General features: G+C 60.8%; 5 protein-coding genes. 3 read left to right on the forward strand and 2 right to left on the reverse strand.

The features are described 5' to 3' along the window. Positions 1-67: 67 nt before the first annotated feature. On the reverse strand, positions 68-1,162 hold the full coding sequence (gene pstS / locus AC5Y5O_RS31655) for a phosphate ABC transporter substrate-binding protein PstS (RefSeq protein ID WP_500028717.1): 1,095 nt from the start codon (positions 1,160-1,162) through the stop codon (positions 68-70). Positions 1,163-1,211: 49 nt separating this feature from the next. Continuing rightward, the gene (locus AC5Y5O_RS31660) at positions 1,212-1,886 is read right to left on the reverse strand and encodes an arsenate reductase/protein-tyrosine-phosphatase family protein (RefSeq protein WP_500028718.1); all 675 of its coding nucleotides are present in this window, start codon (positions 1,884-1,886) and stop codon (positions 1,212-1,214) included. Positions 1,887-2,169: 283 nt separating this feature from the next. Between AC5Y5O_RS31660 and pstS (AC5Y5O_RS31665) the strand changes: the two genes are divergently transcribed. From pstS (AC5Y5O_RS31665) to pstA, 3 genes are all read left to right on the forward strand, one after another. Then, positions 2,170-3,450 carry a phosphate ABC transporter substrate-binding protein PstS gene (gene pstS, locus AC5Y5O_RS31665; RefSeq protein ID WP_500028719.1) on the forward strand — a complete coding sequence of 427 codons (1,281 nt, stop codon included), beginning with the start codon at positions 2,170-2,172 and terminating at the stop codon, positions 3,448-3,450. Next, entirely contained in the window at positions 3,450-4,493 is a 1,044-nt protein-coding gene (gene pstC / locus AC5Y5O_RS31670; protein WP_082811599.1) for a phosphate ABC transporter permease subunit PstC, read from the forward strand. Before pstS (AC5Y5O_RS31665) ends, pstC begins: the two co-directional genes overlap by 1 nt. A 71-nt stretch (positions 4,494-4,564) precedes the next feature. Beyond that, on the forward strand, positions 4,565-5,178 hold a 614-nt coding region (gene pstA / locus AC5Y5O_RS31675; RefSeq protein ID WP_500028720.1), incomplete at its 3' end, for a phosphate ABC transporter permease PstA.

A 5,178-nucleotide genomic window follows, 5' to 3' on the forward strand; every position in this document is an offset into this window, starting at 1 on the left:
CGTTTAAGTAGTTGTCACGGAGATGCTGCGGCACTTCGAATTTCGATCATGGCCATCCGGCCCGCATTCAGCGGATGGCGTTGGCTGCCTTGAGCACTCTTTCCTGGAACTGGCCGGGCAATGCGAAGTATCCGAAGTCCTCCAGGTCGGCTTGCCCAGGGCCAAGGGTGGACTGCAGGAACGCCCGCACCGCCAGCCCGGTCTGTGCGTCAGCGTATTTCGAGCAGACCAGTTCATAGGTCGCCAACATGATTGGGTAGACCCCGGGCCCGACTGGTTTGTAGACCAACGACATATCCAGCACCAGGTCGTTGCCTAGTCCCGTGATGCTGGTACCAGCGATGGCCTTGCCGACAGAGTTCGCGTCGATGGCCACCGAATCCGGTCCGCCGGAGGTCACGATCCTCGCGGCGAACAATCGCTGCGCTTGAGCGAACGACCATTCGTTGTAGCTAATCGCGCCTTCGGTGTGCTTGACCAGCTCCGACGTACCTTCATTACCTTTGGCACCCTGCCCGACCCCACCGCTGAACACTTTGCCGGTTCCCTTGCCCCATGCCCCGCCCGAAGCGGCATCAAGATAGCGCTGGAAATTATCGGTTGTTCCCGACGCGTCACTGCGGAATACCACGTGAATGGGCTCCGAAGGCATCCTGTCGTTGAGCGCCTTGATTACCGGATCATCCCACCGGGTGATCGTCCCATTGAAAATCTTCGCCAGCGTGGGGCCGTCGAGCACAAGCCTGTCAACGACATCGAGGTTGTACGTGATGGCCAACGGACCAAACACCACCGGCAGATCCCAGGCGTCCGAACCGCACCGCTGCCTGGCCATGTCGTACTCGCCCCCGGCCAGCGGTGAGTCCGACCCACCGAAATCGGTCACACCTGAGATGAATTCGCTCACCCCGGCGCCCGAGCCGTTGGACGTGTAGGTGAGCGTTTGTCCGTGGCAAGCGTTTTCGTAAGCCTTGATGAACCTGGTCATGGCGTTCGCTTGCGCGCTGGAGCCGCTGGCCTTCAACGCCTGCTTGCCACTGCACTCCACAACCACCGAAGTGGCGTATGACGGCGCGACTTTGTCTTTAGCGCACCCGGCGACCACCAGCGACATAGCAGCCAGCAAGCTCATAGCGGCAGAAAGCTTAGATGAAGATCGCATCGTGGTTAGCCTCCAGACTATTAGTGGAATACGCTGCGACGGAATGTATTTAGCGCGGCCTCAAGGTCGGGGCCACATGATCGATGCGAACGGTCAATTCATCGACGACCCGGTCGAAGTCGCCCGTCCGGCCGGTACGCACCGGGTCGGGAATCGACCAATGCAAGCGCCTGCTGTCCGCGGGCAGTTCCTCATGCGCACTATCGCAGACAGCGATGATCACGTCACTCGACTTGACAACCTCGTCGAGATGGCGCGGGACCTGGGGCTGCATCAACAGCTTGTGACGCCTTGCCGCGGCAACTGCCAACGGGTGTATTTTCTTGGCGGGACGAGTCCCGGCCGATGTTGCGGGCAGTGAACTACGGCGATTCCATACAGCAACGGCCAATTGACTGCGCGCCGAGTTCTGGGTACACACAAACACCACCCGCTTGGCACGCCGGGACGTTGAGGGCAGCAACAAGTCCAGCGACTCAGGAATGAGCTGCAGATAGCTGCGACGTCGATCCCCCTCCGAGCGGACACGGCGCACGATGCCCGCCCCCTCCAGAACTCCAAGATGGTGCGCGATCAGGCTAGATGACATCTCCAGCACGGCTTGGAGCTCGGACGGTGACGAGTCCGCAAGCATCAATCGATCGACGATCACTAGCCGCCCCGGGTCCGCCAAAGCGGCGTGGACCTGAACTCGGCGAAGCGCATCCTTAGATAGCTCAATCATAATTAAGTCAATAATTACTGAGTGACCGACGATAGGTCAAGATAGGGATGATGATTGGCGGATCTCGCCATCGGCTCTTGCGCTTCACCCCGTCACCTGTTAACCCACTGTTTGCTTGATCGCGGATTCGACAGCGATCAATATCGAACCGTGTCGAAGTCGCGGTTGCCCGTGAGCGATCAGCAGAGCTGTGGCCTACTCGACGGCGAACGCCGTGCTTCATGGGTGTATCACCGAGTTAATCAGGCCGCGCCGCAGCATCTCTCAGAGGTGCTGGGGCCCGATGGCTCAACTCGGCAGCACGATGACCACTGCTCATTCTTGTCTCGGCGTCCTTGTGATTACACCGGCAGCTGACATGGCCGCAACATTCGAAACACGTTTGAGTGGAGGATCGATGATCACGAAAGCCCTCACGAGTGCGGCCACTACCGCACTTCTCGTCAGTGCCGTAGTCGCATGCGGAAGCACCAACAATGTAGGCCAAAACACCACCCAGGCCGCGCAGGACGGCCAGATCTGCGGCCAAAACTTCGCCACCACACCCGACTATCGTCTGCCCATCAAGAAACTCGACGGAGCCGCGAACACGTTGTCGGGAGCGGGCTCTACATTTGTAGCCCCGGTGATGTCGATATGGACCAAGGACTACAGCACCACCGACGGCGTCCAAGTCGCTTACCAATCAATCGGATCCGGTGGAGGCGTTCAGCAAATTAGCGCAGCCACAGTCGATTTCGGCGCGTCAGACACGCCGATGAAAGACAGCGAACTCGCCGCGGCGAAGGGCGGGCCCATCCTGCACATCCCGCTGGTGCTCGGTGCCGTCGTCCCCGCCTACAACGTCAAAGGCGTGGACAGCGGCCTGAAGTTCGACGGCGAAACCCTGGGCAAGATCTTCGCCGGGAAAATCACCAAATGGAACGACGACGCCCTCAAGGCGCTTAATCCCGGAATCAACCTTCCCGACGAACCCATCGCGGTCGCACACCGTTCCGACGGATCCGGCACCACCGCGGTATGGACCGATTACCTCACCAAGGAAAGCCCGACCTGGGTCCGTGCCCTGGGCGGATCCGACAAAAGCTTCGGAAAGGAAGTCGCGTGGCCTGTCGGAATCGGCGGTAAAGGCAACGAAGGCGTGTCAGGTGTTGTCAATCAGACCGAAGGCGGTCTGGGCTACGTCGAACTGGCCTACGCCATCCAACAGAACCTCCGATACGGCCAAGTGAAGAACAAGGCCGGCAACTTCATTCAGGCGTGCACCGCCACCATCACCCAGGGCACCGTAGGCACGATTTACCCTCCGGATCTGCGCGCCAGCTTCACCGACGGTGCTGACCCGAATGCGTACCCGATCACCGGAACGACGTATGCGTTGGTGTACGTCAACCAACCTGATGCCGCCAAAGGCAAGGCGGTGGTCAACTTCTTCGCTTGGGTGCTGTCCAACGGCCAGGACGAGGTAGCGCGGGTCAACTACGCGCCGCTCGGAAAAGATCTGCAGGAGAGGGCCGTTGAACGGCTGAAAATGATCACGATTGCCGGAGCACCGCTGGGCTAATGACACGGGCGCGCAGCGCTGAAGAAGGTGGAGCGGCCCGTGCGACGAAGGCCTTCCTCCCCGATCGGCCCGTCAAACGCCACCTCCACTTCTCTGCGCGAAATCACCGAGGCGATGCGACGTTCCGATCCCTGACGGCGGGCGCTGCCGTCTTCGTGATGCTGACCCTGGCGGGAACCGCGCTCTACCTGATCCTTCAGGCCTGGCCGGCACTTACTCACTACGGCCCATTGGGATTTCTGACGTCCGACCGGTGGGCGCCGTCAGAGGCAACCCTTGAATCCAGAAACCCCAATCCGTACGGGATCTTGCAATTTGTCGTCGGAACGCTGGTGACTTCGGCCATCGCCCTGCTCATCGCCGTTCCCGTATCAATTGCGCTCGGGCTCTACATCACAGATGTGGCTCCCACACGAATGCGTCGATCGTTGTCGTCGCTAGTCGATCTGCTTGCCGCGATCCCCAGCGTCGTCTATGGATTCTGGGGCGTGTTCGCCTTGCTGCCTGTGATCACACCGATCGGCACCACACTGAGCCGGCTATCAGTGCTCCCCGTGATCGGCAGCATCTTCCGTGGTCCGTTCTTCGGCTACTCGGTGTTCTCGGCCAGCATCGTCCTAGCAATCATGGTCCTTCCGATCGTGACCGCCATCTGCCGCGAGGTATTTGCTACCGCCCCCGTGGCCGAAAAGGAGGCAGCACTCGGGCTCGGAGCCACCCGATGGGAAATGCTGCGACTCGCCGTGATTCCCCGCTCCCGCGCCGGCATCACCGGCGCCGCCATCTTGGGTCTCGGCCGCGCCTTCGGCGAAACCATCGCCGTCACGATGCTAATCGGCAACAACGTCCTGTCGCTCCCCAAAAGCATTCTCTCCCAAGGAGCTACCATGCCCAGCGTCATCGCCAACGAATTCACCGAAGCCAACCAGCCCTACCACCTCAACTCACTATTCGTCGTCGCCAGCGCGCTGCTGGCAGTGTCACTGTTGGTCAACTTCATCGGCAAGTGGGTCGTCAGCCGCGCGGGTGAACACATCGCATGATGGTCACCGCACCAACGCTCAGCATCGAAGCCGCACGTACCGGGCGCCGGCGCACATTCACGAACTGGGCGATGACCGCTCTTCTGACCGCCACGATGGCCGCCACCATCGCCGTATTGCTATGGGTCCTAGGCTATGTCGCCGCCGAAGGACTGAAGTACCTAGGGCCCGAATTTCTCACTCAAACTCCTCCGGGCAACCCTGCTCAGCCAGGTGGCGGATTCGTCAACGGCATCATCGGCAGCCTCATCATCGTGGGGATCGCGACCGTGCTGTCGATTCCGATCGGACTCGCCGCCGCCATCTACTTCGTCGAATACGGCGGCCGCCTCGCGAGGTATGCGCGGTTCGTGACCGACGTGATGGTCGGGATCCCAACCATCGTCACCGGCGCTTTCGTATACGCAGTCTGGGTCGTGCATTTCGGCTTTTCCGGCATCGCCGGTGGGATCGCCCTGGCCCTGATCATGCTCCCGCTGATCATCCGATCGGTCGAGGAAATGCTACGGCTCGTACCCAACGAGATTCGAGAGGCATCACTTGCGCTCGGAGTCACCCGGGCGCGCACGATTGTCGCGGTGGTTCTGCCCACCGCCAGCTCGGGCATCATCACCGGCATCATGCTCGCCGTCGCACGAGCAATGGGCGAGACGGCCCCACTCCTGTTGACGGCGTTGGGCAACGA

The sequence above is a fragment of the Mycobacterium sp. NGS40 genome (assembly GCF_059812735.1).

Bases quoted from the DNA above. Each gene is read 5' to 3' on its own strand.
- pstS (WP_500028717.1), bottom strand. From the start codon at position 1,162: ATGCGATCTTCATCTAAGCTTTCTGCCGCTATGAGCTTGCTGGCTGCT.
- AC5Y5O_RS31660 (WP_500028718.1), bottom strand. From the start codon at position 1,886: ATGATTGAGCTATCTAAGGATGCGCTTCGCCGAGTTCAGGTCCACGCC.
- pstS (WP_500028719.1), top strand. From the start codon at position 2,170: ATGGCTCAACTCGGCAGCACGATGACCACTGCTCATTCTTGTCTCGGC.
- pstC (WP_082811599.1), top strand. From the start codon at position 3,450: ATGACACGGGCGCGCAGCGCTGAAGAAGGTGGAGCGGCCCGTGCGACG.